Origin of the sequence: Tepidiforma sp. (assembly GCF_026419595.1) — a bacterium.
Taxonomy (GTDB): domain Bacteria; phylum Chloroflexota; class Dehalococcoidia; order Tepidiformales; family Tepidiformaceae; genus Tepidiforma.
Genome location: NZ_JANZZD010000009.1, coordinates 16836 through 41126, shown reverse-complemented (window position 1 = coordinate 41126; position 24291 = coordinate 16836). Strand labels below are relative to the sequence as shown.

At 70.4% G+C, this 24291-nt stretch carries 25 protein-coding genes and 4 tRNA genes; 10 read left to right on the top strand and 19 right to left on the bottom strand.

Translation table 11 applies throughout. The annotated features are described in order from the left end of the window. Positions 1 to 27 precede the first annotated feature (27 nt). Genes N2041_RS06755 through N2041_RS06745 form a run of 3 tightly spaced genes read left to right on the top strand, consistent with a single transcriptional unit; the run spans position 28 to position 2216 of the window. Positions 28 to 405 carry a hypothetical protein gene (locus N2041_RS06755; protein ID WP_297677086.1) on the top strand — a complete coding sequence of 126 codons (378 nt, stop codon included), beginning with the start codon at positions 28 to 30 and terminating at the stop codon, positions 403 to 405. Between the two features lie 42 nt (positions 406 to 447). After that, positions 448 to 1446, top strand: coding sequence for an aldo/keto reductase (locus N2041_RS06750; protein WP_297677084.1), 999 nt, complete (start codon positions 448 to 450; stop codon positions 1444 to 1446). Continuing rightward, complete coding sequence (locus N2041_RS06745; protein WP_297677082.1) at positions 1446 to 2216, top strand: inositol monophosphatase family protein; 771 nt, start codon at positions 1446 to 1448, stop codon at positions 2214 to 2216. The genes N2041_RS06750 and N2041_RS06745 overlap by 1 nt, the downstream gene beginning before the upstream one ends. An 87-nt stretch (positions 2217 to 2303) precedes the next feature. Here the strand turns inward: N2041_RS06745 and N2041_RS06740 are convergent, their stop codons facing one another. The 6 genes from N2041_RS06740 to nusA all read right to left on the bottom strand — a co-directional run bounded on the left by N2041_RS06740 (position 2304) and on the right by nusA (position 7526). Then, positions 2304 to 2444 (bottom strand): DUF5679 domain-containing protein, encoded by a 141-nt coding sequence (locus N2041_RS06740; RefSeq protein WP_297677080.1) that lies wholly within the window; start codon positions 2442 to 2444, stop codon positions 2304 to 2306. A gap of 146 nt (positions 2445 to 2590) precedes the next feature. Further along, positions 2591 to 3514 (bottom strand): tRNA pseudouridine(55) synthase TruB, encoded by a 924-nt coding sequence (gene truB, locus N2041_RS06735; protein WP_297677078.1) that lies wholly within the window; start codon positions 3512 to 3514, stop codon positions 2591 to 2593. Further along, complete coding sequence (gene rbfA, locus N2041_RS06730) at positions 3492 to 3863, bottom strand: 30S ribosome-binding factor RbfA (RefSeq protein WP_297677076.1); 372 nt, start codon at positions 3861 to 3863, stop codon at positions 3492 to 3494. Before rbfA ends, truB begins: the two co-directional genes overlap by 23 nt. 16 nt (positions 3864 to 3879) lie before the next feature. Further along, positions 3880 to 5658: a translation initiation factor IF-2 gene (gene infB, locus N2041_RS06725; RefSeq protein ID WP_297677074.1), complete on the bottom strand. Its 1779-nt coding sequence runs from the start codon at positions 5656 to 5658 to the stop codon at positions 3880 to 3882. Continuing rightward, on the bottom strand, positions 5655 to 5966 hold the full coding sequence (locus N2041_RS14905; RefSeq protein ID WP_367187698.1) for a YlxR family protein: 312 nt from the start codon (positions 5964 to 5966) through the stop codon (positions 5655 to 5657). Before N2041_RS14905 ends, infB begins: the two co-directional genes overlap by 4 nt. 30 nt (positions 5967 to 5996) lie before the next feature. After that, a complete protein-coding gene (nusA, locus tag N2041_RS06720) occupies positions 5997 to 7526 on the bottom strand; it encodes a transcription termination factor NusA (protein WP_297677072.1) in 1530 nt (509 codons plus the stop codon). A gap of 116 nt (positions 7527 to 7642) precedes the next feature. Between nusA and N2041_RS06715 the strand changes: the two genes are divergently transcribed. Then, the gene (locus N2041_RS06715) at positions 7643 to 8812 is read left to right on the top strand and encodes a cysteine desulfurase family protein (protein ID WP_297677070.1); all 1170 of its coding nucleotides are present in this window, start codon (positions 7643 to 7645) and stop codon (positions 8810 to 8812) included. A gap of 39 nt (positions 8813 to 8851) precedes the next feature. Here the strand turns inward: N2041_RS06715 and acpP are convergent, their stop codons facing one another. The 6 genes from acpP to N2041_RS06685 all read right to left on the bottom strand — a co-directional run bounded on the left by acpP (position 8852) and on the right by N2041_RS06685 (position 16481). Beyond that, positions 8852 to 9103, bottom strand: coding sequence for an acyl carrier protein (gene acpP / locus N2041_RS06710; protein ID WP_270056768.1), 252 nt, complete (start codon positions 9101 to 9103; stop codon positions 8852 to 8854). Positions 9104 to 9157: 54 nt separating this feature from the next. Beyond that, a complete protein-coding gene (gene fabF, locus N2041_RS06705) occupies positions 9158 to 10402 on the bottom strand; it encodes a beta-ketoacyl-ACP synthase II (protein ID WP_367187697.1) in 1245 nt (414 codons plus the stop codon). Positions 10403 to 10410: 8 nt separating this feature from the next. Next, positions 10411 to 11649, bottom strand: a complete 1239-nt coding sequence (fabF, locus tag N2041_RS06700) for a beta-ketoacyl-ACP synthase II (protein WP_297677065.1) — start codon at positions 11647 to 11649, stop codon at positions 10411 to 10413. Continuing rightward, positions 11646 to 12635, bottom strand: a complete 990-nt coding sequence (fabD, locus tag N2041_RS06695; protein WP_297677063.1) for an ACP S-malonyltransferase — start codon at positions 12633 to 12635, stop codon at positions 11646 to 11648. The genes fabF (N2041_RS06700) and fabD overlap by 4 nt, the downstream gene beginning before the upstream one ends. Positions 12636 to 12734: 99 nt before the next feature. Further along, a complete protein-coding gene (priA, locus tag N2041_RS06690; RefSeq protein WP_297677061.1) occupies positions 12735 to 15209 on the bottom strand; it encodes a primosomal protein N' in 2475 nt (824 codons plus the stop codon). A gap of 30 nt (positions 15210 to 15239) precedes the next feature. Next, a complete protein-coding gene (locus tag N2041_RS06685; protein ID WP_297677059.1) occupies positions 15240 to 16481 on the bottom strand; it encodes an MFS transporter in 1242 nt (413 codons plus the stop codon). A 101-nt stretch (positions 16482 to 16582) separates the two neighbouring features. Here N2041_RS06685 and N2041_RS06680 point away from each other — a divergent pair, with 101 nt between their 5' ends. Both N2041_RS06680 and N2041_RS06675 read left to right on the top strand, forming a co-directional pair. Next, positions 16583 to 17479 (top strand): amidohydrolase family protein, encoded by an 897-nt coding sequence (locus tag N2041_RS06680; RefSeq protein WP_297677057.1) that lies wholly within the window; start codon positions 16583 to 16585, stop codon positions 17477 to 17479. A gap of 19 nt (positions 17480 to 17498) precedes the next feature. Further along, positions 17499 to 18272 (top strand): hypothetical protein, encoded by a 774-nt coding sequence (locus N2041_RS06675; protein ID WP_297677195.1) that lies wholly within the window; start codon positions 17499 to 17501, stop codon positions 18270 to 18272. A 2-nt stretch (positions 18273 to 18274) separates the two neighbouring features. Here the strand turns inward: N2041_RS06675 and N2041_RS06670 are convergent, their stop codons facing one another. After that, positions 18275 to 18439 carry a hypothetical protein gene (locus N2041_RS06670; RefSeq protein ID WP_297677055.1) on the bottom strand — a complete coding sequence of 55 codons (165 nt, stop codon included), beginning with the start codon at positions 18437 to 18439 and terminating at the stop codon, positions 18275 to 18277. Positions 18440 to 18574: 135 nt separating this feature from the next. Here N2041_RS06670 and N2041_RS06665 point away from each other — a divergent pair, with 135 nt between their 5' ends. The 3 genes from N2041_RS06665 (at position 18575) to N2041_RS06655 (ending at position 20934) form a co-directional block, all read left to right on the top strand. After that, on the top strand, positions 18575 to 19354 hold the full coding sequence (locus N2041_RS06665; RefSeq protein WP_270056757.1) for an exodeoxyribonuclease III: 780 nt from the start codon (positions 18575 to 18577) through the stop codon (positions 19352 to 19354). Positions 19355 to 19436: 82 nt separating this feature from the next. Beyond that, positions 19437 to 20771, top strand: coding sequence for an MFS transporter (locus N2041_RS06660; protein WP_297677052.1), 1335 nt, complete (start codon positions 19437 to 19439; stop codon positions 20769 to 20771). 86 nt (positions 20772 to 20857) lie between these two features. Continuing rightward, positions 20858 to 20934: transfer RNA gene (locus N2041_RS06655), tRNA-Pro, on the top strand. Positions 20935 to 20945: 11 nt separating this feature from the next. Here N2041_RS06655 and N2041_RS06650 read toward each other — a convergent pair. The 6 genes from N2041_RS06650 to N2041_RS06625 all read right to left on the bottom strand — a co-directional run bounded on the left by N2041_RS06650 (position 20946) and on the right by N2041_RS06625 (position 23221). After that, on the bottom strand, positions 20946 to 21365 hold the full coding sequence (locus N2041_RS06650) for a Zn-ribbon domain-containing OB-fold protein (RefSeq protein WP_297677050.1): 420 nt from the start codon (positions 21363 to 21365) through the stop codon (positions 20946 to 20948). Between the two features lie 4 nt (positions 21366 to 21369). Further along, positions 21370 to 22551 carry a thiolase family protein gene (locus N2041_RS06645; RefSeq protein ID WP_297677049.1) on the bottom strand — a complete coding sequence of 394 codons (1182 nt, stop codon included), beginning with the start codon at positions 22549 to 22551 and terminating at the stop codon, positions 21370 to 21372. A gap of 116 nt (positions 22552 to 22667) precedes the next feature. Next, positions 22668 to 22741, bottom strand: a tRNA-Cys gene (locus N2041_RS06640). A 15-nt stretch (positions 22742 to 22756) separates the two neighbouring features. Continuing rightward, a tRNA-Leu gene (locus N2041_RS06635) sits at positions 22757 to 22841 on the bottom strand. Between the two features lie 70 nt (positions 22842 to 22911). Beyond that, a tRNA-Trp gene (locus N2041_RS06630) sits at positions 22912 to 22987 on the bottom strand. A 51-nt stretch (positions 22988 to 23038) separates the two neighbouring features. Further along, the gene (locus N2041_RS06625) at positions 23039 to 23221 is read right to left on the bottom strand and encodes a hypothetical protein (protein ID WP_297677048.1); all 183 of its coding nucleotides are present in this window, start codon (positions 23219 to 23221) and stop codon (positions 23039 to 23041) included. A gap of 93 nt (positions 23222 to 23314) precedes the next feature. Between N2041_RS06625 and argF the strand changes: the two genes are divergently transcribed. Then, a complete protein-coding gene (argF, locus tag N2041_RS06620; RefSeq protein ID WP_297677046.1) occupies positions 23315 to 24247 on the top strand; it encodes an ornithine carbamoyltransferase in 933 nt (310 codons plus the stop codon). The last annotated feature ends 44 nt before the right edge of the window (positions 24248 to 24291 follow it).

The following is a 24291-nucleotide window of genomic DNA, read 5'->3' as shown; positions in this document are numbered from 1 at the left end:
GCATCCGAAATCCGCTACACTACGGGCATGCTGCAGTCGGTGCTTTTCTTCCTGATCCTCGGGCTGCCCTTCTTCGTCTACCTCCTCAACGCGTACCTCGCGCAGCGGGAGGCGCGGAAGGGCATGGGCGGCGGCATCGCCGGCGGCATCCCCAAACCGAAACAGGCGAAGCCGCCCCGCGCGCCGCGCCGCGCCCGCGTCCGCCGCGCCCGGGTCGCCAATTGCGGCCGCACCTTCAGCCACTTCGCGCTCGCCCTCGTCGGCTCCTCGGCCTCCTGCCGCTACTGCACCTACATCGAACCGGTCAGCCCCTCCGACCCGCCGGCCGGCGGCGGCGACCCGCTCGATGACACCGAAGCCGCCATCCGCGCAGCCGAGGAGATCATCGACCAGTCCCGCCACTGACGCGCCCGCGACACCGGCGGCCGCCTCCGGCACAATCGCCGCATGCAGTACACCCGCCTCGGCCGCACCGGCCTGCACGTTTCCCGCCTCTGCCTCGGCACCATGACCTTCGGCTTCCAGTGCGACGAGCCGACCTCGTTCGCCATCATGGACCGCGCCTTCGACGGCGGCATCACCTTTTTCGATACCGCCGACGTCTACCCCCTCGGCGCGCCGCCCGGCTCGCAGGGCCGCACCGAAGAGATCATCGGGCGCTGGCTCGCCCGCACCGGCAACCGCAGCCGCATCGTCCTCGCCACCAAGTGCTTCGCCCCCGTCGGCCCCTCGCCGTGGGACCGCGGCAACTCCCGCAAACACATCCTCGACGCCGTCGACGCCTCCCTCCGCCGCCTCGGCACCGATTACATCGACCTCTACCAGCTGCACGGCCCCGACCCCGACACGCCCATCGACGAGACCCTCAAGGCCCTCGATGACCTCGTCCGCTGGGGCAAGGTCCGCTACATCGGCTGCTCGAACTTCCTCGCCTACCAGGTCGCCCGCGCCATCGGCCGCAGCGAAGTCCTCGGCGTCGCCCGCTTCGATTCCGTCCAGCCGCGCTACAACCTCCTCTTCCGCGAAATCGAGCGCGAGCTCCTCCCGCTCTGCCGCGAAGAAGGCATCGGCGTCATCCCCTACAACCCGCTCGCCGGCGGCCTGCTCACCGGGAAGCACAGCCCGGCGGCCGGCCCCGAAGAAGGCTCCCGCTTCACCCTCGGCACCGCCGCCCGCATCTACCAGGACCGCTACTGGCACGACCGGATGTTCCAGACGGTCGAAGCGCTCCGCCCCATCGCTGCCGAAGCTGGCATGTCGCTCGCGCAGATGGCGGTCGCCTGGGTGCTCGCCAACCCGGCCGTCACCGCGCCGATCATCGGCGCCAGCCGCCCGGAGCAGCTCGCCGACTCCCTCGCCGCCGCCGAAACGCCGCTCCCCGCCGACCTGAAACAGCGGCTCGACGACCTCACCGCCGAATACCGCCGAGGAGACGCCGTCCGCTGATGGCCGAGCTCGATGACCTCCTCGCCGTCGCCCTCCGCGCCGCCGACATCGCGCGCGATGTCATCATGCCCATCTACGCCGGCCGCTTCGACGTCGAACGGAAGGCCGACCGCACCCCCGTGACCGAAGCCGACCGCCGCGCCGAAATCGCCATGCGCGAGTTCTTCGCCCGCGAAACCCCCGGCTTCGGCGTCCTCGGTGAGGAGTACGGTGAATCGCCCGGCGACGGCCGCCACCGCTGGATCGTCGACCCCATCGACGGCACGAAGTCGTTCATCCACCGCGTCCCGCTCTTCGGCACCCTCGTCGCCCTCGAACAGGACGGCGAGCCGGTCATCGGCGTCATCGCGTGTCACGCCGTCGGCGAAACCGTCGCCGCCGCCCTCGGCCGCGGCGCGCGCCTCAACGGCGAGCCCTGCCGCGTCTCCGCCGTCGACCGCCTCGAGGACGCCACGCTCACCATGACGTCGTTCGCCCGCACCGCGGCCCGCCGGCCGCGCGGCTACGCGGCCCTCGTCGAACGATGCGGGCTCGCCCGCGCCTGGGGCGATTGCTACGGGTATCTCCTCGTCGCCACCGGCCGCGCCGAAGTCATGCTCGACCCCGACATGAGCACCTGGGACGCTGCCGCCCTCCAGCCCATCGTCCGCGAGGCCGGCGGCGGCTTCAGCCAGTGGGACGGCAACCCGCGCCTCGGTGATTCCGCCGTCGCCACCAACGGCCGCCTCCACGCCGAGGTCATCCGCCTGCTCGCCGCCGACCTGCCCTGAGCTCCGCTATCGCCGCCAACGCGAACGCCCGCCGGGATCCCGGCGGGCGTTCGCCGCGCGTTCGGTTCTGGTGCGGAAAGCCCGGCCTCAGGCCTTCCCGATCTTGAACATCTTCGTCCCGCACACCGGGCAGGTGCCCTCGGTGGCGGGCTTCCCGTTCTTCATCGTGATCGCCTTCGGCTCCTTCATCTCGCGCCGTTCCCGGCACTTCAGGCAGTAGGCTTCCAAATGGACCCTCCTTCTCCCGTCGTTCGACGGCACCGGCCAAATTGTGAGAGTGCCTACGCAGCTGCGCAGACCAACCGGCCACCGAGCATGATCACCCTCGACCCTGCACCTGTCAACACGGAAGTGAACCTGAAAGCAACATAACGTCAGATTTCGCGCGATTCCCCGCGAAGAACCTTCACCGGCCGCACCATCCCGGCGCCATCGACGCTCCCCACGCCGAGAAAGCTGCCTGCCGCGTCGTACACCCGCGCCAGCGCTGCGGGCGCCCGGAAGCCGCCGCCGCGGTGCGGGTTCCCCCGCGCAAACGCCCCGGCGCCCGCCGCGCCGAGGATCGCCGCGCTCCACCGGAGCATCCCTTCATCGGCCGGCAGCACCGCGTCCCCGGCCCGACCCGCCGCCGCGAGCCGCTCCAGCGCCTCGAGAGTGTATGCCTCCCCGACCCGGAACGGCCCCGAGCGCGTCCGCCGGAGCGCCGCGAGGTGCGCCCCGCAGCCGATCGCCCGCCCGATGTCCCGCGCCAGCGCCCGGACATACGTGCCCGGCCCGCACCGCACCCGCAGCGTGAGCCGGTCCCGGCCCGCCATCGCGAGCTCCAGGGTGAAGACTTCCACCTCGCGCGGCGCCAGCTCGACCGCCTCCCCCTTTCGCGCGAGCGCATACGCGCGCTGCCCGCCGACCTTCACCGCGCTGTGCGCCGGCGGCACCTGCGCCAGCCGCCCGGTGAACGCGGCGGCGAGCCGCTCGAGGTCGGCCGGGCCGAGGTCCGGCACCGGGGCCCGCCGGGTTTCCTCGCCGTCGGAGTCCGCCGTGTCCGTCTCGATACCGAGCACCACCTCGCCGGTGTACTCCTTTTCGTGCGCGGTGAGATACTCCGCCAGCCGCGTCGCCTGCCCGAGGCAGAGCACGAGCAGCCCCGTCGCGAACGGGTCCAGCGTCCCCGTGTGCCCGATGCGCGGCTGCCCGAACAGCCGGCGCGCCTTCGCCACCACGTCATGGCTCGTCCAGCCCGCCGGCTTGTCGACCAGGACGAGGCCGTCCAGGCCGCTACTCGCCCGCTTCCTCGCCACGCCGCTCCGCCCGCACCTGCTCGATCAGTTCGGCGAGCCGCGCCCCCCGTTCGATCGAGGGGTCGAACCGGAAGACCAGCTCCGGCACGTTCCGCAGCGAGAGCCGGTGCACCAGCTCCCGGTGCAGGAACGGCGCCGAGTGCTGCAGCCCTTCGAGCGCCTCCGCCCGCTCCGACTCCGTCCCGAGGTGGGAGACGTAGACCACCGCCCGCCGAAGATCCGGCGAGACCTGCACCTCCGTGATCGTAACCATGCCGCGGCCGACCCTCGGGTCTTTCACCTCGCGCAGCAGCAGCTCCGAAATCTCGGCGCGCAGCAATTCGCCCACGCGCGTCGTGCGCATCGTCATCGCGCCCTCCGCGGCGTCAGCTCACCCGCTCTTCGTGGTAGAACTCGATGATGTCGCCGACCTGGAACTTGTCGAACCCGGAGATGACGATGCCGCACTCGTAGCCGGTCTGCACTTCGCGGACGTCGTCCTGGAAGCGCTTCAGACCCTCGCAGCGGCCCTTTGCCACCTCCTCCTTGCCCCGGAGCACGCGCGCCAGCGAACCGCGCCGCACCACGCCGTCGGTGACGTAGCTGCCCGCGATCTGCCCGACGCGGCTCGACTTGAATACCGCGCGAACCTCCGCATGGCCGTCGACCACGGTCTGGTACACCGGCTCGAGCATGCCCTGGAGCGCCTTCTCCACGTCCTCGAGCACCTGGTAGATGATGTTGTAGCTCCGGATTTCGATGCCGGCAGCCTCGGCGCGCTTCTTCGCGCTCGGCTCGATGCGCGTGTTGAAGGCGATGATGATGCCGTTCGAGGCCTCGGCGAGCATGACGTCGCTGTCCGTCACCGGCCCGGTCGCCGCGTGGATGATCTTCAGCTTCACTTCCTGCGTGCTCAGCCGCTCCAGCACGCCCTTGATCGCCTCCGCGCTCCCGCGGACGTCCGTCTTCAGAATGATGATCAGCTCCTTCAGCTTCCCGGCGCTGATCTCGTTGAACAGCGTGTCGAGGTTGACCCGCGCGTGCTGGGTCTGCTCCTGCGCCTCGCGCCGGCGGCGCCGCTCCTCCACGATCTGCCGCGCCAGCTTCTCATCGGCCACCGCGCGCAGCCGCTCGCCGGCCTCCGGCACGTCTTCGAGCCCGAGGATGACCACCGGCGTCGACGGCCCGGCCTCCTTGATCCGCCGGCCGCGGTCGTCCAGCATCGCCCGGACCTTGCCGCTCGTCTCGCCGACCACGACCGCGTCGCCCTGCCGCAGCGTCCCCCGCTGCACGAGCACCGTCGCCACCGGCCCGCGGCTCGGGTCCAGTTCCGCCTCGATGACGACCGCCGATGCCGGCCGGTTCGGGTTCGCCTTGAGCTCGCTGATCTCCGCGACGAGGTTGATCGCCTCGAGGAGGTCGCCAATGCCCTGCCCCGTCGCCGCCGAAACCGGCACGCACACCGTATCGCCGCCGTACTCTTCGACGACGATGTTGTGCTCCGTAAGCTGCTGCTTCACGCGGTCCGGGTTCGCTGCCGGCAGGTCGATCTTGTTGATGGCGACGATGATCGGCACCTCAGCCGCCTTCGCGTGGTTGATCGCTTCAACCGTCTGCGGCATCACGCCGTCGTCCGCCGCCACCACCAGCACCGCGATATCCGTCACCTGCGCGCCGCGCGCCCGCATCGCCGTAAAGGCCGCGTGCCCCGGCGTATCGATGAACGTGATGAGGTGCCCGTCCCGCTCCACCTGGTAGGCGCCGATGTGCTGGGTGATGCCGCCCGCCTCGCCCGCGGCCACCCGCGTCTTCCGGATCGCGTCGAGCAGGCTCGTCTTCCCGTGGTCGACGTGCCCGAGGATGGTCACGACCGGCGGCCGCGGCTTGAGCGATGCCGGGTCGTCCGGCTCCTCTTCCGGCTCCACGAGCGGTGCGCCCGGCTCTGGCGCGGCCGCGGCCTCCGGCTCCGGCTCGAACCCCAGCTCGACCGCGACGATCGCCGCCGTGTCGTAGTCGATCGTCTGGTTCTGATTCGCCATCACCCCGTTCGTCATCAGCCGCTTGATGACTTCCACCGGCGAGACGCGCAGCAGCTCCGCCAGCTCCCGCACCGTCAGGGCGGCCGGGATCGTCACGCGCGATTGGGTCGAACTCTTTGCCGTCATACGCTATCGCCTTCCTTCGCCGGCAACGCCAACCCGAAGGCCCGCAGGGCTTCGATATCGTCCACGGCCGGGGTAATTTTCAGTGCATTCTTTATCGTACCCCCTCGGAGCGCTTTCTCCCAGCACTCACGATAGGGGTGGAGGTAGGCCCCGCGGCCGTTCGCCTTCCCCGTCGGGTCGACCCGCACCCGCCCATCCGGCGTGCGCACGAGCCGCACCAGCTCCCGCTTCCCCTGCTCAGTGCGGCAGGCGATGCACGTCCGCTGCGGCTGCCTCCGTGGCCGAACCCCCGTCGTGATGGCGAACACCTCCCCGCGCTCGCGACCCGCAGCCCGGCATCAGTGAATCCGGCCCGCGTAGTCGATGTCTTCCATGTCGTCGCCCTCGTCGTAATAGCGGGGCGCGCGCTTGCCCTTCTTCCCCGCCGCCTTCTTCGGCAGCGGCTCGTCTTCCTCTTCCCGCCGCGGCAGGACATCCTCCGCGAACCGGATCGACGACGGCCGCTCCTCCTCGATGATCGTAGCGGGAATCTCGTACTCCTCGTCCTCGTCCTCGCCGTAGTCCTCCGATTCGCGCTCTTCGCCGCGCGGCACCGGGATCGACTCGACGATCGACGCGAACGAGATCTCCTCCTCTTCCTCCACCGGCTCCGGCTCGGGCTGCACACGCGGCTGCTCTGTCACGACCGACGCCGCCGGCTGGGCCGCCGCAGCCTCCTCGGCCGCTGCCGCCACCTGCTCCGCCGCGTGCAGGATGTCGATATCCGGCGCCTCGCCCGGGGCGTACGGCTCGAACGCCATCGGCGTCTCCGGCTCGCCCGCTTCCAGGCGCTCCTTCGCCGATTCGCTCAGCACGGTGATCCGCCAGCCGGTCAGCTTCGCCGCCAGCCGCGCGTTTTGGCCGTCCTTTCCGATCGCCAGCGACATCATCTTGTCGGGGACGACCACCCGCGCCAGCCGCTCCTCCGGGTCGATCTCCACCTCCGTCACCTGCGCCGGGCTCAGCGCGTTCGAAACGAACTTCGCCGGGTCCGGGTCCCACTTGATGACGTCGATCCGCTCGCCGTTCAGTTCGTTGACGATGTTCTGGATGCGCGTGCCGCGCACCCCAACGCACGCCCCGATCGGGTCGATCGCCGGGTTCCGGGCCCACACCGCGATCTTGCTCCGGTGCCCGCCCTCGCGCGCGATGCTCTTGATTTCCACCGTCCCGCTCTTGATCTCCGGCACTTCCATCTCGAACAGCCGCCGCAGCAGGTTCCGGTGCGCCCGGCTCACCACGATCTGCGGACCCTTCGAGGCCTTGTTCACCTCGACGACCAGCACGCGGACCCGCTGCCCCGGCCGCAGGTGCTCGTTTCGCACCTGCTCGCTCGCCGGCAGCACCGCCTCCGTCCCCCGGCCGAGGTCCATGATGATCTGCCGGGCCTCCGCCTTCTGCACCGTCCCGACGATCAGCTCGCCGACCTTCGAGATGTACTCCTCGTAGATGGCGTCCCGCTCCGCTTCCCGCAGCCGCTGCAGCACCACCTGCTTCGCGGTCTGCGCCGCGATCCGGCCCGCGTTCTTCGGAATCTCCTCTTCGAAGTCGAGCACGTCGCCGGGCCGTGCGTCCTTCTTCCAGCGCCGTGCTTCCTCCACGCTCATCTCGACGCGCGGGTCTTCCACCTGCTCCACGACGATCATCTGGCGGTACGCCCGGATCTCGCCGTTCCGCGCATCGATCTTCACGTACATGTTCGGCGCGTCGTCCTCTTCCCTCCGGAAGGCCGAGGTCAGGGCCGCCTCCACCGCCTCGTATACCGTCTCCTGCGGGAGGTTCTTCTCCGCCGCCAGCTGGTTCAGCGCCAACAACAGTTCGTTTTTCATACTCTCAACAAAAAAGTGGGCGCGGGGCCCACTCCCGGATGGAATTGCCGCTTTTCAGCATACCACGTCCGCCCGCCCCGTGATCGTCCGCCCGCACCATCCGCTACCCTGTTCCTATGCCGCGCATCTACCTCGACCACGCCGCGACGACCCCGCCCGACCCGCGCGTCGTCGAAGCGATGCTCCCCTTCTTCACCACCCACTGGGGCAACCCCTCCAGCATCTACCTCGAAGGCCAGCAGGCGCGGCAGGCGCTCGACGCCGCACGCAAGACCGTCGCCGACCTCCTCGGCGCGTCGCCCCGCGAAATCGTCTTCACCTCCGGCGGCACCGAATCCGACAACGCCGCCATCCGCGGCGCTGCCTTCGCCCAGCGCGCCCGCGGCCGCGGCAACCACATCGTCACCACCGCCATCGAGCACCACGCCGTCCTCCACACGGTCGAACAGCTCGAGCGCGAAGGCTTCCGCGCCACCTACCTGCCCGTCGACCGCGACGGGGTCGTCTCGCTCGAAGCCCTCGCCGAAGCGGTCGGCCCGGAAACCGTCGTCGTTTCGATCATGACCGCCAACAACGAGGTCGGCACCATCCAGCCCGTCGCCGAGGCCGCCCGCATCGCCCGCGAACGGAACCCCCGCGTCGTCGTCCATACCGACGCCGTCCAGGCCGCCGGCTCGCTCGATATCACCCCTTCCCGCCTCGGCGTCGACCTCCTCAGCCTCGCCGGCCACAAGATCTACGGCCCGAAAGGCGTCGGCTTGCTCTACATCAAGAACCGGACCCCCTGGCAGCCCCTCATCCTCGGCGGCAGCCAGGAGAAAGAGCGCCGCGCCGGCACCGAAAACGTCCCCGGCATCGTCGGCCTCGCCGCCGCCATGCAGCTCGCGTGGCAGGAGCGCGAAGAGTTCAACGCCCGCGTCGGCCGTCTCCGCAACCGGCTCCTCTACGAACTCCCCGAGCGCATCCCGGACACGGTCATCACCGGCCCGGCCGAACCGGAGCGGCGCCTGCCGAATCACTTCTCCTGCTGCTTCCGCAACGTGGAGGGCGAAAGCGTCCTTCTCGCGCTCGATCTCGCCGACATCGCCGCCAGCAGCGGCTCCGCCTGCACGACGGGCTCGCTCGAACCCTCCCACGTGCTCACCGCCATGGGCATCGACCGCGACCTCGCCCACGCCTCCCTCCGCCTCACCCTCGGCCGCCACACCACCGACGCCGAGATCGAGCGCGTGCTCGACGTCCTTCCCGGCATCGTCCAGAAGCTCCGCGCCCTCGCCGGCGGCTGACCGCGCCGCCGCCCGGCGGAAATCCCGGCGCGCCGGGTGCTAGTGGATGCCCTGGTGCGCCAGGAAGTCGATGATGTCCTGCACCGTCTTGATGTTCTCGGCGTCCTCGTCGCGGATTTCGAACTCCGCCTGGTCCGCGAACTCCTCCTCGATCGCAATCGTCAGGTCGACGATATCGAGCGAGTCGGCCCGCAGGTCGTCGACGAGGCTCGCCTCCGGCGTCACTTCGTCCGGGCTCACCTTCAGCTGCCGCACCACCACATCGCGGACTCGTTCGAACACTGTTGCCATTGGCGATTGCTCCCCTCTTCGTGCTGTTCGCTGCCGGGTGTCCGCTAGGCTACGTCAGCCCTCGTACTTGCGGAAGATCACCGAGCCGTTCTGGCCCCCGAAGCCGAACCCGTTCGCTGCCGCCGCGCGGATGCGCATCGCCCGCGCCTTCAGCGGCACGTAGTCCAGGTCGCATTCGGGGTCCGGGTTCTCGAGGTTGATCGTGGGCGGCGCCACGTCATGGTACACCGCCAGCGCCGCCGCCAGCGCGCCGACCGCGCCGGCTGCCCCGAGCAGGTGCCCCACCATCGACTTCGGCGAACTCACCGCCAGCCGCCGCGCGTGCTCCCCGTAGGCCAGCTTGATCGCCTTCGTCTCCGCCACGTCGTTCAGCGGCGTCCCTGTCCCATGCGCCGCGATGTAGTCCACGTCCTCCGGCGCCATGCCGGCATCCCGGAGCGCCTCCACCATGGCGTCGCACGCGCCCGAGCCGTCCTCCAGCGGGGCCGTGATGTGGTACGCGTCGCAGCTCAGGCCGCCCCCCGCCAGCTCCGCGTAGACACGCGCCCCCCGCGCCTTCGCCCGCTCCTCCGACTCGATGACCATCACCACGGCGCCTTCGCCGAAGACGAACCCGTCGCGGTCGCGGTCGAACGGCCGGCTCGCCTTCTCCGGCTCGTCGTTCCGGCGGCTCAGGGCCTTCATGTTCGCCAGCGCTGCGATGGGCAGCGGGTGCAGCGCTGCTTCGGTGCCGCCCGCCAGCACCACGTCGCACCGCCCGGAAGCGATGAGCTGCTTCGCCTCGAGGTAGCTGTAGAGGCCGCTCGCGCAGGCCGCCACGCTCGCCATCGCCGGGCCGCGGAGCCCGAGATGCATCGAAACCTGGCACGCGCCCATGTTCGGCGCCATCGTCGGCACGTAGAACGGGCTCACCCGGCCGGGCCCCCGCTCCTTCAGCACCAGCACCTCTTCCATCGTGTCGATGGCGCCGCCGGCACCCGTCGCGATCGCCGACCCGGCGCGTCGCCGCTCCTCGTCGGTCAGCGTCAGCCCCGCATCCTCCGCGGCCAGCTTCGCCGCGGCCACCGCGAACTGCGCGAACCGCGACATCCGCCGCGCCTCTTTGGTGTCCATGTACTTCCCGGGCTCGAACCCCTTCACCTCGGTCGCGATCTTCACCGGCATGTCCGCCGTGTCGAACCGCGTGATCGGCCCCGCGCCCGAAACGCCCGCCACGAGATTCTCCCAGAACTCGTGCGCGGTCAGTCCAATCGGCGTGATGGCCCCCACGCCGGTCACCAGTGCTCGCCTCACAGGCATCTCCCCGGTCAGTCGACCTTCCGGAATATCAGGCACGCGTTGTGCCCGCCCAGCCCCACCGAGGTGGTCATCGCCACCCGCACGGGCATCTCCCGCGCGACGTTCGGCACGTAGTCGAGGTCGCACTCCGGGTCGGGCGTCGTGTAGTTGATGGTGGGCGCCACCTTCTGGTCCCGGATCGCCATCACGCAGGCGAGCGCCTCTACTGACCCGCTCGCGCCCATGCAGTGCCCCGTAATCGGCTTTACCGACGAAATCGCCGCCCGGTAGGCCGCCTCGCCCATCACGTCCTTGAAGACGAGCGTCTCCACCCGGTCGTTCAGCGGTGTCCCGCTCCCGTGCGGGTTGATGTAGTCGATCTCCGCCGGGTCGATGCCCGCCTTCCGGATCGCCGCCATCACCGCCCGCTTCAGCCCGCGCCCCGTCTCGTGGAGCGCAATCATGTCGTAGGCATCGTTCGAGGCCCCGTACCCGATGACCTCGCAGTAGATCCGCGCGCCGCGCGCCTTCGCGTGCTCGTACTCCTCGAGCACCATCCCGCACGCGCCTTCCCCGGCCACGAACCCGTCCCGGTTCAGGTCGAACGGCTTCAGCGCCCGCTCCGGGTGCTCGTTGTCGCTCGCCAGCGCTCGCATCGAGCACCACGTCGCGTGGTAAATCGGGAGCAGCACCGCTTCCGAACTGCCGGTGATGACGGCGTCCGCGTCGCCGCGGCGGATCGTCTCGAACGCCTCGCCGATGGCGGCTGCCCCCGTGGCGCAGGCAGCCACCGGCGCGAGGTTCGGCCCCCGCGCGCCCGTCGCGATCGCGATGTGCCCGCTCGCTGCATCCGGGATGAAGTTCGCCACGAGGAACGGCGTGATCCGCCGCGGTCCCTTCTCCTCGAGGATGCGCTGGTGCTCGAGAATCATGTCGGTGCCGCCGGCCCCCGAGCCGAAGATGACGCCCACCATGTCGGCGTTCTCCTCGGTGACTTCGAGGCCGCTGTCGGCCAGCGCATCCAGCGCCGCGCCCACGCCGAACGTCACCGACCGGTTCATGTACCGCTGCTGCTTCGGGTCGACCCGGTTGCCCAGCTCGTACCCCTTCACCTCCGCCTGGATGCGGACCGGGTACGGCTCCGGGTCGAACAGCGTGATCGGCCCGATGCCGCTCCGCCCGGCGAGCATCGCCTGCCAGGTCTCTTCCGCCGTGTGGCCGACCGCCGTCACGGCCCCGACGCCCGTCACCACCACCCGCCGGCTCATCGCGCCGCAGCCTCCACCAGCGCCCACCGCTCGGTCAGCAGCCCCTCGTACTCATCGCTGATCGCCACGCTGTTCACGCTGTAGTCGATCCGCCGCACCAGCTTCGTAAGCACCGAGCCCGGGCCGACCTCGAGGAACATGTCCGCCCCCTCGTCGCGCATCCGCTCGATCGTCTTCTGCCACTGCACGCCGTGCGTCAGCTGCTCCTTCAGCTCGTGGCACACCTCCGCGCCGGTGCGCAGCAGGTCCGCGTTCACGTTCCCGACGAGCGGCCGGATCGGGTCCATCACCTTCACCCGGTCGAGCAGCGCGGCCATCCCCTCGCTCGCCTTCGCCATGAGCGGCGAATGCGACCCGATCGAAATCGGCAGGCGGACCACCCGCCGCGCCTTCGCTTTCTCCGCCAGCTCCATCGCCAGCTTCAGCGGCTTCAAGTAGCCCGAGATGACGCTCTGACCTTCGCAGTTGGCGTTCGCCAGCCCGACGTACCCCTCCTTCGAGGCCTCCGCGCAGATTTCGAGCACCTTCTCCTCGGGCAGCCCGAGGATGGAGGCCATCCCGCCGGGATTCTCCTGCCCGGCTTCCTCCATCAGCCGGCCCCGCGCTTCCACCAGCCGAAGCCCGTCCTCGAACGTCAGCGATTCCGCGGCGACCGCCGCCGTGAACTCGCCCATCGAATGCCCGGCGTACAGGTACGGCTGGAACGGCCGCCCGATCGCCGCCCAGCGCTCCTTCAGCGCCTCCAGCCACGCGATCGACGTGACGAAGCTCGCCGGCTGCTGGTTCCGCGTCGATTCCAGCTCCTCCGCCGGCCCTTCCCAGCAGAGCTTCGAGAGATTCCGTTCCAGCAGCTCATCGGCGCGCCGGAACACTTCCCGCGCCGCCCGCGAGACTTGCGCCAGCTTTTCGCCCATGCCGACGTGCTGCGACCCCTGCCCGGGGAAGATCAGGGCGAGCCGCGACCACGGCTTCAGTTCCTGGTCCATGCCGAACCATCCCTTCGCGCGCCGGGCCTGCGGGCCCGGCTGGCATGGCAGGATACCAGCACGGCTACCACCGGGCGAAGGTTCGCGCCCGCCGAATCGTCAGAGCAGGCTCCCCGGGTCGACGTCGACTGACCACCGCTCGCCCAGCCGCACCTCCGCGACGAGCGCCGCCGGCCGCCGCCCTCGCAGCAAAATCTGCCAGCGGTGCTCCCCCCGCACCCGCGGGATGAACGGCCGCGTCGGCCCGAGGATGTCCGGCTCCGCCCGCCCGGCCGCGTCGCGCAGCACCCGCAGCTCGCTCGCCACCCGGGTCGCCTCCTCGAGCCCCGCCTCGAGGTTGGGGTGCCGGTAGATGAGCCGCACCAGCCGGTTGAACGGCGGGTAGCCCGCCCGCCGCCGGTGCGCGATCTCCGCTTCGTAGAAGCCCCGGTAGTCGTGCGCTGCCGCCGCTACGATCGGCGGCGCCTCCGGCTCGTACGTCTGGATGACGACCTGCCCCGGCCGGTCCCGGCGCCCGGCGCGCCCGGCCACCTGGCTCAGCAGCTGGAACGTCCGCTCGGCCGCCCGGTAGTCGGGCAGGCTCAAGCCCACGTCGGCGTCCACCACGCCGACGGTCGTCAGCTTCGGCAGGTCGAGCCCCTTCGCCAGCAGCTGCGTGCCGACCACGATGTCGATCGCGCCCGCCTCGAGCTCCGCCACCATCCGCGCGTGCGCGTCCCGGCCCCGCGCCGTGTCGCTGTCCCAGCGCGCCACCCGCGCCCCGGCGAACACCGCCCGCGCCTCGGCCTCGACCCGCTGCGTGCCCACCCCGAACGGCCGGTAGCGCAGGCTGTCGCACTTCGGGCAGCGGTCCTCCAGCCGCCGCGTCCGCCCGCAGTGGTGGCAGCGCAGCATCGCGTGGATCGAGGCCTCCTGGTCGAGGCTCATCGCGACTTCGCACGAGGGGCAGAGCGGCAGGTAGCCGCAATCCCGGCAGAGCACGAAGCGCGCCGAGCCCCGCCGGTTCACGAACAGGATCGCCTGCTCCCCCGCAGCCAGCGCCTGCCGCACCGCCTGCCGCAGCGCCCGGCTGAACATGCTCCGGTTGCCCGCCTGCAGCTCCTCCCGCATGTCCACCACCTCCACGTCCGGCATTGCGCCCTCGGCCAGTCGGCCGCCTGCCGCCGGCGCCACCCGCGCCGCGAGCTCTGCCCGGGCGATCTGCCCCGTCTCTGCCCGGTGGTAGGTCACCACGTCCGGCGTCGCGCTGCCGAGCACCACGCGCGCCCCGGTCAATTCGCCGAGCCGCAGCGCCACGTCCCGCGCGTGGTAGCGTGGCACCGGGTCGGCCTGCTTGTAGCTCCACTCGTGCTCCTCGTCGAGCACGATGAGCCCCGGCTCCCGGACAGGCGCGAAGATCGCGCTCCGCGAGCCCAGCACCAGCCGCGCCTCCCCGCGGTGCACCCGGAACCACTGGTCGTACAGCTCGCCGGTCGAAAGCCGCGAATGGAACACCGCCAGCTCGTCGCCGAACCGCTCGCCGAACCGCCGAATCGCCTGCGGCGTCAGCGAAATCTCCGGCACCAGCACGATGGCGCCCCGGCCCTCTGCCAGCGTCCGCCGCACGAGCTCGAGGTAGACCTCGGTCTTTCCCGCCCCGGTCACGCCGTGCAGCAGCGTCACCGGCGCTGTCCACGCCGTCTCCGCGGCCGCCGCCTGCTCTGGCGTCAGCACGGGCGGCGGGCTGCTCCCGCCCCGGACCGCGGCCGCGGGGTCGCGCTCCACCCGGCGCTCGTACCGCCGGACCAGCCCCCGCTCCTCCAGCCGCTCGAGGTGCGCGGGCGTCGCGCCGAGCGCCCGCGCCTCGCTCAGCGGGATGTCCCCCGCCTCGCTCAGCCGCGCCAGCAGCCGGCCTTCTACCGACCGCTCCCGCGCCCCGAGCAGCGCCGCCGCCTCCTCCCGCGCCCGCCCGGCCTCCACTGCCAGCGCAACCCGCCGTTCGAACTTCGGCCTGCCCGCCGGCCGCGCCAGCCCCTGCGCCACGGTGAGGTGCCCGCTCTCCTGCAGCCGCTGGAGCGCCGCCAGCGGCACCTGTCCCACCCCTTCGCGCAGCTCGTCGAGCGTCACCTGCCCGTGCTCCGCGAGGTACTGCAGAATCGCGCGGTCCTTCGGGTCCACCGGCAGGAGCGGCGGCACCTCCACCGGCGAGACCATCGTCACCGGCTTCTGCCCGAACCCCGCCGGCAGGAAACACGCCACGCACTCCCAGATTGGCGCGAGGTACTCCTCCGCGATCCACCGCGCCAGCCCGGCCCGCGCCGGGTCCAGCAGCGGTTCCGGGTCCAGCACCGCGCTCACCGGCCGCACGGCCTCGACCTCGCTCTGGTCCGTCACCGCCAGCACGATGCCCTGCACGATGCGCGGCCCGAACGGCACGAAGACCGCCATCCCCGGCTCGACCCGCATCCCCGGTGGCACCGCGTACGTGAACGGCCGCCGCGCCGGCTGCGTCGTGTGGACCGCCACCTCCGCGAAGACCGTCCCCGGCGGCGGCACGAACGCCCCATCGAACCCGGCCGATGCCTCCTCAGCCATGACGCAATGGTACCCGGCCAGGGGCCGGTCTCAGCCGGCCGCTTCCGCCTCGGCCTCGCCTACCCGCCCCGCAGCGTTCACCGGCTCCGCGACCGCCGCGCCGCGCGTCAGCCACAGGAAGGCCGGGATGCCCGCCGCCATGATGGCGCCCCCGAAAAAGAACGCGCCCTCCAGCGCGAACAGCGAGACGACCGCGCCGGAGAGCAGCGACCCCGCCACGATGCCGATGCCGTTCGACGCCGAACTGAGCCCGAGCACCGTCCCCATCCCCGCACGCCGCCCCGCCACCACCTGGATCGCGCCCGCCGACACCATCGAAAGGGAGCTCGTCGCCCCCATCGCGAGCAGCACCGCCACCGCAGCGCCATAGTTCGGCACGATGCCGAGGCTCGCCAGCAGCGCCGCATACGCCGCCAGCCCGCCGGCCACCAGCACCCGCCGGTCCCGCCGGTCCGCGATCCGTCCCAGGATCGGCTGTGCCAGCCCGCCCGTGATGTCCTGCGTCGCGAACGCGATGCCGATCATGATCGGTGTCGCGCCGATGCCCTGTTCCAGCCGCAGCGCGAGGAAGCTCAGGCTCGCGCCCGCCGCCACCGCCACCATCCCCGCGTGCAGCGTCACCGCCAGCACCACGCGGTCGCTCAACGCCTCCCGGAACGAACGGTCCGTCCGCTCCACCGTGCCCCCGGCGCGCCGCGTCGCCCGCCGCTCCAGCTCGGCCGGGCTGTGCCGGGGCAGCCACATGGTCAGCACCAGCGCCGAGAGCGCCATCATCGAGGCCATCGCGATGAACACCGACCGGAATCCCAGCACCTCGCGCAGCACGCCCGCCACCAGCGGCCCCGTGCCGAACCCGACGATGTCCGCCGTGGCGAACACGCCCAGCCACTTCCCCTCCTGCCCCCGCGGCGTGAGGTCGCCCACGTACGCCCGCGCCACCGAGAAGATGAGGCTCGTCCCCAGCCCAGAGAACGCCCGGAACGCAATCACCTGGTAGAAGCTCTGCGCCGTCAGGTAGCCGAGCGCCGCCACGAGGTAGACCAGCAGCCCCGCCACGATGAACGGCTTCCGCCCGTACCGGTCCGAGAGCCGCCCCGCGAACGGCCCCACGAACGTCTGCACGATGGCGAACACCGAAAACGTGAGGCCCAGCCAGATGCCCGTCGCCCCCAGCTCCTCCGCGTACACCGGCAGCAGCGGGCTCACCATCGAAATCCCCATCGTCGCCACGAAGACCGCTACGTACAGGGCGACGAACGGACGCGATCGCATCCTCACGAGCCTACCCGATCGCTTCCTGAACCGCTCGGTGAGCCTACGCGCGGCCGGGTGCTACACTCGCACGAGCGCCAATCCCCCCGGTCGGCCCGCCCATGAGAAAAATCTTCGACGTCCATATCCACTTCCCGCGCAACTGGGAGAACCCCGACGAAGACCAGGCCCCGATGGTCGACCGCCTCGCCGAGATCGCCGTCCGCGTCGGCATCACGAAGGGCTGCATGCTCACCGGCGGCCGCTTCGGCCCCACCTACGAGCGCGGCATGGAGATCCTCGAGAAGTACCGCGACCTCTTCATCCCGGTCGCCGTCATCGACCCCGAAGAAATCGGCCCCGCCGAGGTCCAGCACCTCTACGACATGGGCTATCGCGGCCTCAAGCTCATCGGCGTCGCCCGCCCCTACGACGAACCCGACTACCTCCCCACGTACGCGAAGGCCGAACAGCTCGGCATGCCCATCCTCTTCCACATGGGCGTCATCGGCGGCGGGCTCGACTACTCCATCACCCACCCGCGCCGCTCGGCGGCGGCCGCCCAGGCCTACCAGCGCATGCTCGCGATGCAGAGCCGCATGCCCCCGCGCAACGTCTCCGCCACCCGCATGTCGCCGCTCCACCTCGATACCATCGCCAACCGCTTCCCGAAGCTGAAAATCATCGGCGCCCACGTCGGCAACCAGGGCAACTACGACTACGCCGCCTCCGTCGCCCGCTGGCGCCATAACGTCTGGTTCGACATGAGCGGCGGCGAAACCATCGAACGCCACCTCGTCGAGCGGAAGCTCCTCGCGGCCAACTCCCAGGGCGAGTTCGGCGTCGAAAAGCTCGTCTGGGGCAGCGATTGCGGCATGGACGAAATCGGCGAGCACATCCGCCGCTTCGACGCCATGTACGAGCAGCTCGGCCTCACCGAGGACGAGCAGGAGCGGCTCTGGTGGCGCAACGCCGCCGAAATCTACGGGCTCGAAGAGCCGGTCTTCGCCGCGGAGTAGCCTCCTGGCCGTGCACTCCATGCCCACGGCGAACGATGGCGGACCGCTGGCCCGCGTCGTCCTCCTCACCCTCGTCGCGGCCGGCGGCCTCGTTGCCTCCGTCACCCTCCGGCCCGAACTCCCGTGGCTGCCGTGGCTCACCGCCGTGCTCGTCGCCTTCGCCACCGACGGCATCGTCCGCCGCCACCCCGGCTGGTCCGGCGGCCCCGTCGATTCGCTCGTCTATACCTTCCTGCCGGCCCTCGGCGTCCTCGGGTCTGCCCTCTTCATCGACCACGCCGTCGAAGGCTACGCCCGCCCCGCGCTCGCCGCGTTCGCGGCCCTCACCGTCGGCGCCGTCGCCTTCGGGGAATACCAGACCGTCGACGTCCGCGCCCGCCTCTACGGCCCGTTCCGCCTCGTCATGGCGGTCGCGACCTACCTCGTCGCCTTCTCCTTCTACGCCGTCCTCTTCACCCGGGACGACCCGCTCCCCGTGGCCTCCGCCGCGGTCGGCGCCGTCAGCATGCTCCTCGCCCTCGAACTCCTCCGCGAAAGCCGCCTGACGGGCCCCAGCTCTTTCCTCGTGTCCATCGCCATCGGCATTTCGCTCGCCGAACTCCGCCTCGCGCTCTACTTCTTCCCGCTCGATGGCCTCCTCGCCGGCGCCCTCCTCATCATCGCCTTCTACCTCGCCACCGGCATCGTCCACCACCTGCTCGACCACGACCTCGAATGGTCCACCGCCGCCGAGTACGCCGTCGTCACCATCGTCGCCTCGGCAGCGGTCATCTTCGCCCGCGCCTTCGCCTGACCTTACGCGGCCGACTGGCCGGGGCCGTGCGCCGCCGCCGCCGGCCACCCGGCGACGAGCTGCATCCGCTGGATGCCGTGCGACCGCGCCATGTGCCACTCGAGCCACTTCCGCTCAGCGGCCCCGGCAGCGACGAACCGCGCCATGCATACCGGGCACTTCGTCATTGCTTCGCTCCTTTCTCTGCATAAGTATCGTCCGCTCCGTATGAACGAACCGATCAGGGTGAACCCGTCATCACCGTCCGGCATGCCCCCGAACCGCGCCTTGCCCGCTGCCCCGGATTCGGGTCAACTTTCGCCGTGGCCGCCCTCACCATCTGCTCCTGGAACGTGAACGGCATCCGCTCCGCCCTCAAAGGCGGCCACCTCCAGGCGTGGCTCCAAACCACCGCGCCGGATATCGCCGGCTTCCAGGAAGTGAAGGCAACGCCCGACCAGCTCGACGGCGAGCCCTGGACCGACCTCGGCTACCGGTCGTGGTGGCACCCGGCCCAGCGGGCCGGCTACAGCGGGGCGCTCCTGCTCTCCAAACCCGAGCCGCTCGAAGTCCGTCTCGGGCTCGGCATCGAACGCTTCGATATCGAAGGGCGGGTCATCCAGGCCGACTACCCGGAGTTCACCCTCCTCACATCCTACTACCCCAACGCCGGCCGCGGCGAGGACCGCCTCGCCTACAAGTTCGAGTTCTACGAGGCCTTCCTCGCCCACGTCAACCACCTCCGCAGCCAGGGCCGCTCCCTCGTCTTCATGGGCGACTTCAACATCGCCCACACCGAAATGGACGTCGCCCGCCCGCAGGAGGCCCTCAAAGGCACCGGCTTCCTCCCCGAAGAACGCGCCTGGATCACCCGCATCATCGAGAACGGCTACGTCGATACCTTCCGCGCCCTCCACCCCGACCAGCGCGACGCCTACACCTACTGGGACCCGTGGCGCGACCGCCGCGCCCGCAACGTCGGCTGGCGCATCGACTACGTCTTCGTCTCCGAAGACCTCATGCCGCGCGTCCGCCGCGCCTTCATCCAGCCCGAGGTCATGGGCTCCGACCACTGCCCCGTCGGCATCGAACTCGACCTCTGACTCCCAACTCCCAACTCCTAACTCCTAACTCCTAACTCCCAACTCCTTCCCCTCACCCTCGCGTAAACGTACGATTCGCGGTATGCCCCGCCTCCCCGGCGCCGACACCACCTTCCGCGCCCTCCGCCACCGCAACTACCGCCTCCTCTGGCTCGGCCAGACCGGCCACTCCGCCACCCTCTGGATGGACCAGGTCGCCCGCGCCGTCCTCATCCTCGACCTGACCGATTCCGCGGTCATGCTCTCGCTCGTCATCGCGACCCGGCTCGCGCCCATCCTCCTCTTCGGCCTCATCGCCGGCGCCGTCGCCGACCGCTACGACCGAAAACGCATCCTGACCGTCACCCAGTGCACGTCCACCGCCTGCCACCTGTTCATCGGCGTCGTCGCCGTCGCCGGCATCGTCGAAGTCTGGCACGTCTTCCTTACCGCGGGCGTCGCCGGCACCGCGATGGCCTTCAACCAGCCCGTCCGCCAGTCGCTCATCCCGCGCACCGTCCCGCCGGAAGATTTGCTGAACGCTGTCGCCCTGAACTCCACCGCGCTCAGCTTCATGCGCATCGGCGGCGGGGCCTTCGCCGGCGCCCTCCTCGTCGTCACCTCCGTCGGCGGCGTCTACCTCATCACCGCTGGCATCTACCTGCTCGTCATCCTCACCACCCTGCTCATGCGCTTCGACGACGGCGCCGCAGCCCGCCGCCGGAAGGACTCGGGCCTCTTCGCCGACCTCGCCGAGGGCTTCCGCTACGTCGCCAGCCAGCCCGTCCTCTTCGTCGTCACCGGGCTCTCGCTCATCCTGTTCATCTTCGGCTTCCCCTACCAGCAGGTCTTCGTCCCGCTCCTCGCGAAGAAGACGCTCGACCTCGGCGATTCCGGTGTCGGCTTCCTCGCCGGCGCGACCGGCGTCGGCGCCTTCGCCGGCTCCCTCTTCGTCGCCTGGAAGTCCGATATCGCGCGGCCCGGCCTGCAGCTCATGATCAACATGCTCGTCTTCGGCGCCGCCCTCGTTGCCATCTCCCTCCAGCAGAACACCTGGCTCACTGCGCTCCTCCTCGCGCTCGCCGGCAGCATGACCGTCACCTATATGGCCTTCACCAATGGCATCCTGCTCTCCAACAGCACCCCGGAGATGCACGGCCGCGTCATGTCGCTCCTCAGTCTCGACCGCGGCCTCATCCCGCTCGGCGCCATCCTCGCCGGCTTCCTCGTGCAGGGCCTCGGCATTCGGCCCGGCCTCTTCACCCTCGGCGCCGCCATCATCGCCATGAGCGGGCTCGTCCTGCTCCTCTTCGGCCGGCGCCTCGCGGAAATTCGCTCCGGCGGCGCGGTCCGCGGCCACGCCCCCGTCCACGAACCGCCAGCCGCGGAACCGGCCGGCAGCCGCTCAGCTCCCGGTCCGCTCCCCTCCGGGCAGTGAGCCCGCCTTTGACCCCGCGCCCGCCGCTTCGTATGGTGTAGCGTGGAACGGCGCGCAGACGGAACGCCGCGCCAGCCCGCCCGGGTCGGGGTGTAGCGCAGCCTGGTAGCGCACTTGAATGGGGTTCAAGAGGTCCCGCGTTCGAATCGCGGCACCCCGACCATCCTCCGCTTCCTACGCCGGCGCCGGCCGGAAGTACGGCAGCGTGATCTCCTCCGTTACGTCGTCGAACACCACCTCGAGCCGCAGCCCGATCCGCACCGCGTCCGGGTCGACTTCCACCAGCCGCGACGTCATCCGCGGGCCCTCGTCCAGCTCGACCACCGCGATGACGAACGGCACGTCGGCTTCGAAATCCGGCGACGTCGGCCGGCGGGCCACCGTGTAGCTGTACAGCGTCCCTTTGCCTGACGCCTCCACCCACTCCAGCCGGTTCGAAAGACAGCGCGGGCAGTGCGACCGCGGGTAGAAGAACACGTGCCCCGCATCGCACCGCTGGATGAGCAGCCGGTGTTGCCGCGTCCCGTCCCAGAAGGGCTGCGAAATCGGCGTCGGCACCGGCAGCGGCTCGATGTTCGAACGGTACTTCGGCATCCCGTCATTCCCCCCGGAGAATCAGCGAGACCTGCTCGCTCATCAGCCCGCCGTTGCCGTGCACGAACACGGTGTCGCACCGGCGCAGCTGCCGCTCCCCGGCCCGGCCCGTCATCTGCAGGTACGCCTCCGTGATGTGCGACATCCCGCCGGCCATCCCGGCCTGCCCGAAGCTCAGCTGCCCGCCGTGCGTATTCATCGGGAAATCCCCGCGATACGTCAGGTCGTGCTCCTCCACGAACTTCCCCGCCTCCCCCTTTCCGCAGAAGCCCGTGTCCTCCAGCGTCAGCAGCACCGTGATCGTGTAGCAGTCGTAGAGCGACGCAAGGTCGATCTCCGACCGCTTCACGCCCGCCATCGCGAACGCCCGGTCGGCCGCCGCCTTGATCGGCGTCTCCGTGAAGCTCGGGTCGTAGGTCACCGAGAGGTGCGTCGTGTTCTCGCCGCCCCCGATGATGTACGCCGGCCGGTGCTTCGCCCGCTTCGCCTTCTCCTTCGAGGTCACCACGATCGCCGCGCCGCCGAAGCACGGCATCACGATCTCCAGCATGTGCAGCGGGTCGACGATGACCGGCGAATTCAGCACGTCGTCGATGTCGATCGGGTCGCGGAATACCGCCTTCGGGTTCGCCGCCGCGTTGGTCCGCTGGTCCACCGCCACCTTCGCACGCTGCTCGTCCGTCAGCCCGAATTCGTAGGCGTACCGGTTCGCAATCATCGCGTAGGCGTAGTTCTGCCCGACGGCCCCGAACGGGTAGTCGAACTCGCCCATCGGCGAGCCCCAGGCGGCCATCCGGAACGTCGGGCCGCCGCCTTTCGGGTTCTTCGGCCGCGGCAGCGTGTGCACGATGCAGAGCGCCGTTTCGCACAGCCCCAGCTCGATCGCCATCGCCGCCCGCAGCACCGCGCCCGCCCCCGTCGCGCCGCCGAGGTCCACCACCTCCGAGATGTGCGAGCCGATGCCCAGGTACTCCGTCAGGTGCCCCGGCGCGAACAGCCCGCCCGACTCAGCCACGTGGCCCGTCATCAGCCCGTCGACATCGCCGTGGGTGAAGCCCGCATCCTCGAGCGCGAGCCGCGCCAGCTCGGCATACGCCTCCAGCCCCATCCAGGTCCGGTCCGGCCGCCGCACCGGCGCGAACTCGGCGATGCCGACGATCGCCGCTTCGCCGCGCAAACCTCTCACAGGTCGAACCTCCTTCGTGTTGCAGACGCCGGCCGCATCCTACCCGCTCCCGCTCATCGGCGCGATCCGCGCCGGGCAACAAAAAAGGCCCCATGGTCGGAGCCTTCGGAGAGGTCTGGAGGCGCCAGCCGGATTCGAACCGGCGGTGAAGGTTTTGCAGACCTCTGCCTTACCACTTGGCCATGGCGCCGGCATTCGTTGCGTTTGGTGCCCAGGGTGAGATTTGAACTCACACGCCTGTACGGCACTGCCCCCTCAAGACAGCGTGTCTGCCATTCCACCACCTGGGCAACGCAACCCACATCCTACGAACCCTCCCCGCCATGCGGCAAGCGCCTGAGGGTCGGCGCCAGGGAGGCCTGGCAGGGGTGGCAGGACTCGAACCCGCGACACTCGGTTTTGGAGACCGATGCTCTACCAGCTGAGCTACACCCCTGTCCGCCTTCATCGTAGCAAAGCCGGCCCAATGCGGAATCCCCTCCCCGCCTCACGCCGCCCGCGGGTGGCTGCTCAGCGAACCGCACGCCGGGCACCGCGGCACCCGCGTCACCCGCGGCCGCTCCCCGAACTGGAAGCGCGCCCCGCACCGGTCGCACTCCAGCTTCCGGAACATCTTCCCCTCGGCGAACTTCCCCGCCCACGTCGGCTGCAGCAGCCTGCGCTCCTCCACGGCGATACCCTCCTGTCATCACTATCGTCACGCCCCTTCCACCGGCGCAGCATCGATCGGACATAAGCCGCCGCCCTTCCTATACTTCCGACGATGCACACGCCCCGCCATCTCCTCAGCTCCGCCGACCTCTCTTCCGACGAGATTGCGTATCTGCTCGACCTCGCCGCCGCGCTGAAGCGCCGCCCGCAGAAGGTCCTCGCCGGAAAGCACCTCGCCCTCCTCTTCGAGAAAGCCTCCCTCCGCACGCGCGTCAGCTTCGAAATCGCGATGGACCACCTCGGTGCCTTCACCATGTACCTCGACCCCCGCGAGGTCGGCCTCGGCGAACGCGAAGCCATCCGCGACGTCTCCCGCGTCCTCGCCCGCTACGTCGACATCGTCGCTGTCCGCACCTACGGCCAGTCCATCATCGAGGAGTACGCCCGCTTCTCCTCCATCCCGGTCATCAACGCCCTCACCGATGAGGAGCACCCCTGCCAGGCCCTCGCCGACCTCCTCACCCTGCGCGAGCACATGGGCGACCTCCGCGGCCGCTCCCTCGCCTTCGTCGGCGATGGCAACAACGTCTCCACCAGCCTCGTGATCACCGCGACCGCTCTCGGCATGGACGTCCGCATCGCGTCGCCCCCCGGCTACCAGCTGCCCGAATGGGCCGTCGCCGAGGCCTCCGCCCGCGCCGCGGCCTCCGGCGGCAGCTTCCGCGCCACCACCGACCCCGTCGATGCCGTGCGCGGCGCCGAAGCCCTGTACACCGACGTCTGGACCTCCATGGGCCAGGAGCGCGAAGCCGAGCGCCGCAAAATCGACTTCGCCGCCTATCAGCTCAACGCCGCGCTCGTCGCCCACGCGAAGCCCGGCGCCTTCATCATGCACGACCTGCCCGCCCACCGCGGCGAAGAGATCACCGACGACGTCTTCGAATCGCCGTCGTCCATCATCTTCGACCAGGCCGAAAACCGCGTCTGGGCGCAGGCTGCTGTCGTCGCCTTCCTCCTCGGCGCCGACGGACAGGTCGAGCGCTGAACCCGCCGTTCCCCGCCGGCAGCGTATGATGAGGCGGCCTCGGC

Excerpts from the sequence above, each read along its gene's own strand:
- N2041_RS06755 (WP_297677086.1), top strand. The coding sequence starts at position 28 with ATGCTGCAGTCGGTGCTTTTCTTCCTGATCCTCGGGCTGCCCTTCTTC.
- N2041_RS06750 (WP_297677084.1), top strand. The coding sequence starts at position 448 with ATGCAGTACACCCGCCTCGGCCGCACCGGCCTGCACGTTTCCCGCCTC.
- N2041_RS06745 (WP_297677082.1), top strand. The coding sequence starts at position 1,446 with ATGGCCGAGCTCGATGACCTCCTCGCCGTCGCCCTCCGCGCCGCCGAC.
- rbfA (WP_297677076.1), bottom strand. The coding sequence starts at position 3,863 with ATGACGATGCGCACGACGCGCGTGGGCGAATTGCTGCGCGCCGAGATT.
- infB (WP_297677074.1), bottom strand. The coding sequence starts at position 5,658 with ATGACGGCAAAGAGTTCGACCCAATCGCGCGTGACGATCCCGGCCGCC.
- nusA (WP_297677072.1), bottom strand. The coding sequence starts at position 7,526 with ATGAAAAACGAACTGTTGTTGGCGCTGAACCAGCTGGCGGCGGAGAAG.
- N2041_RS06715 (WP_297677070.1), top strand. The coding sequence starts at position 7,643 with ATGCCGCGCATCTACCTCGACCACGCCGCGACGACCCCGCCCGACCCG.
- acpP (WP_270056768.1), bottom strand. The coding sequence starts at position 9,103 with ATGGCAACAGTGTTCGAACGAGTCCGCGATGTGGTGGTGCGGCAGCTG.
- fabF (WP_367187697.1), bottom strand. The coding sequence starts at position 10,402 with ATGCCTGTGAGGCGAGCACTGGTGACCGGCGTGGGGGCCATCACGCCG.
- fabF (WP_297677065.1), bottom strand. The coding sequence starts at position 11,649 with ATGAGCCGGCGGGTGGTGGTGACGGGCGTCGGGGCCGTGACGGCGGTC.
- fabD (WP_297677063.1), bottom strand. The coding sequence starts at position 12,635 with ATGGACCAGGAACTGAAGCCGTGGTCGCGGCTCGCCCTGATCTTCCCC.
- priA (WP_297677061.1), bottom strand. The coding sequence starts at position 15,209 with ATGGCTGAGGAGGCATCGGCCGGGTTCGATGGGGCGTTCGTGCCGCCG.
- N2041_RS06685 (WP_297677059.1), bottom strand. The coding sequence starts at position 16,481 with ATGCGATCGCGTCCGTTCGTCGCCCTGTACGTAGCGGTCTTCGTGGCG.
- N2041_RS06680 (WP_297677057.1), top strand. The coding sequence starts at position 16,583 with ATGAGAAAAATCTTCGACGTCCATATCCACTTCCCGCGCAACTGGGAG.
- N2041_RS06675 (WP_297677195.1), top strand. The coding sequence starts at position 17,499 with ATGCCCACGGCGAACGATGGCGGACCGCTGGCCCGCGTCGTCCTCCTC.
- N2041_RS06670 (WP_297677055.1), bottom strand. The coding sequence starts at position 18,439 with ATGACGAAGTGCCCGGTATGCATGGCGCGGTTCGTCGCTGCCGGGGCC.
- N2041_RS06660 (WP_297677052.1), top strand. The coding sequence starts at position 19,437 with ATGCCCCGCCTCCCCGGCGCCGACACCACCTTCCGCGCCCTCCGCCAC.
- N2041_RS06650 (WP_297677050.1), bottom strand. The coding sequence starts at position 21,365 with ATGCCGAAGTACCGTTCGAACATCGAGCCGCTGCCGGTGCCGACGCCG.
- argF (WP_297677046.1), top strand. The coding sequence starts at position 23,315 with ATGCACACGCCCCGCCATCTCCTCAGCTCCGCCGACCTCTCTTCCGAC.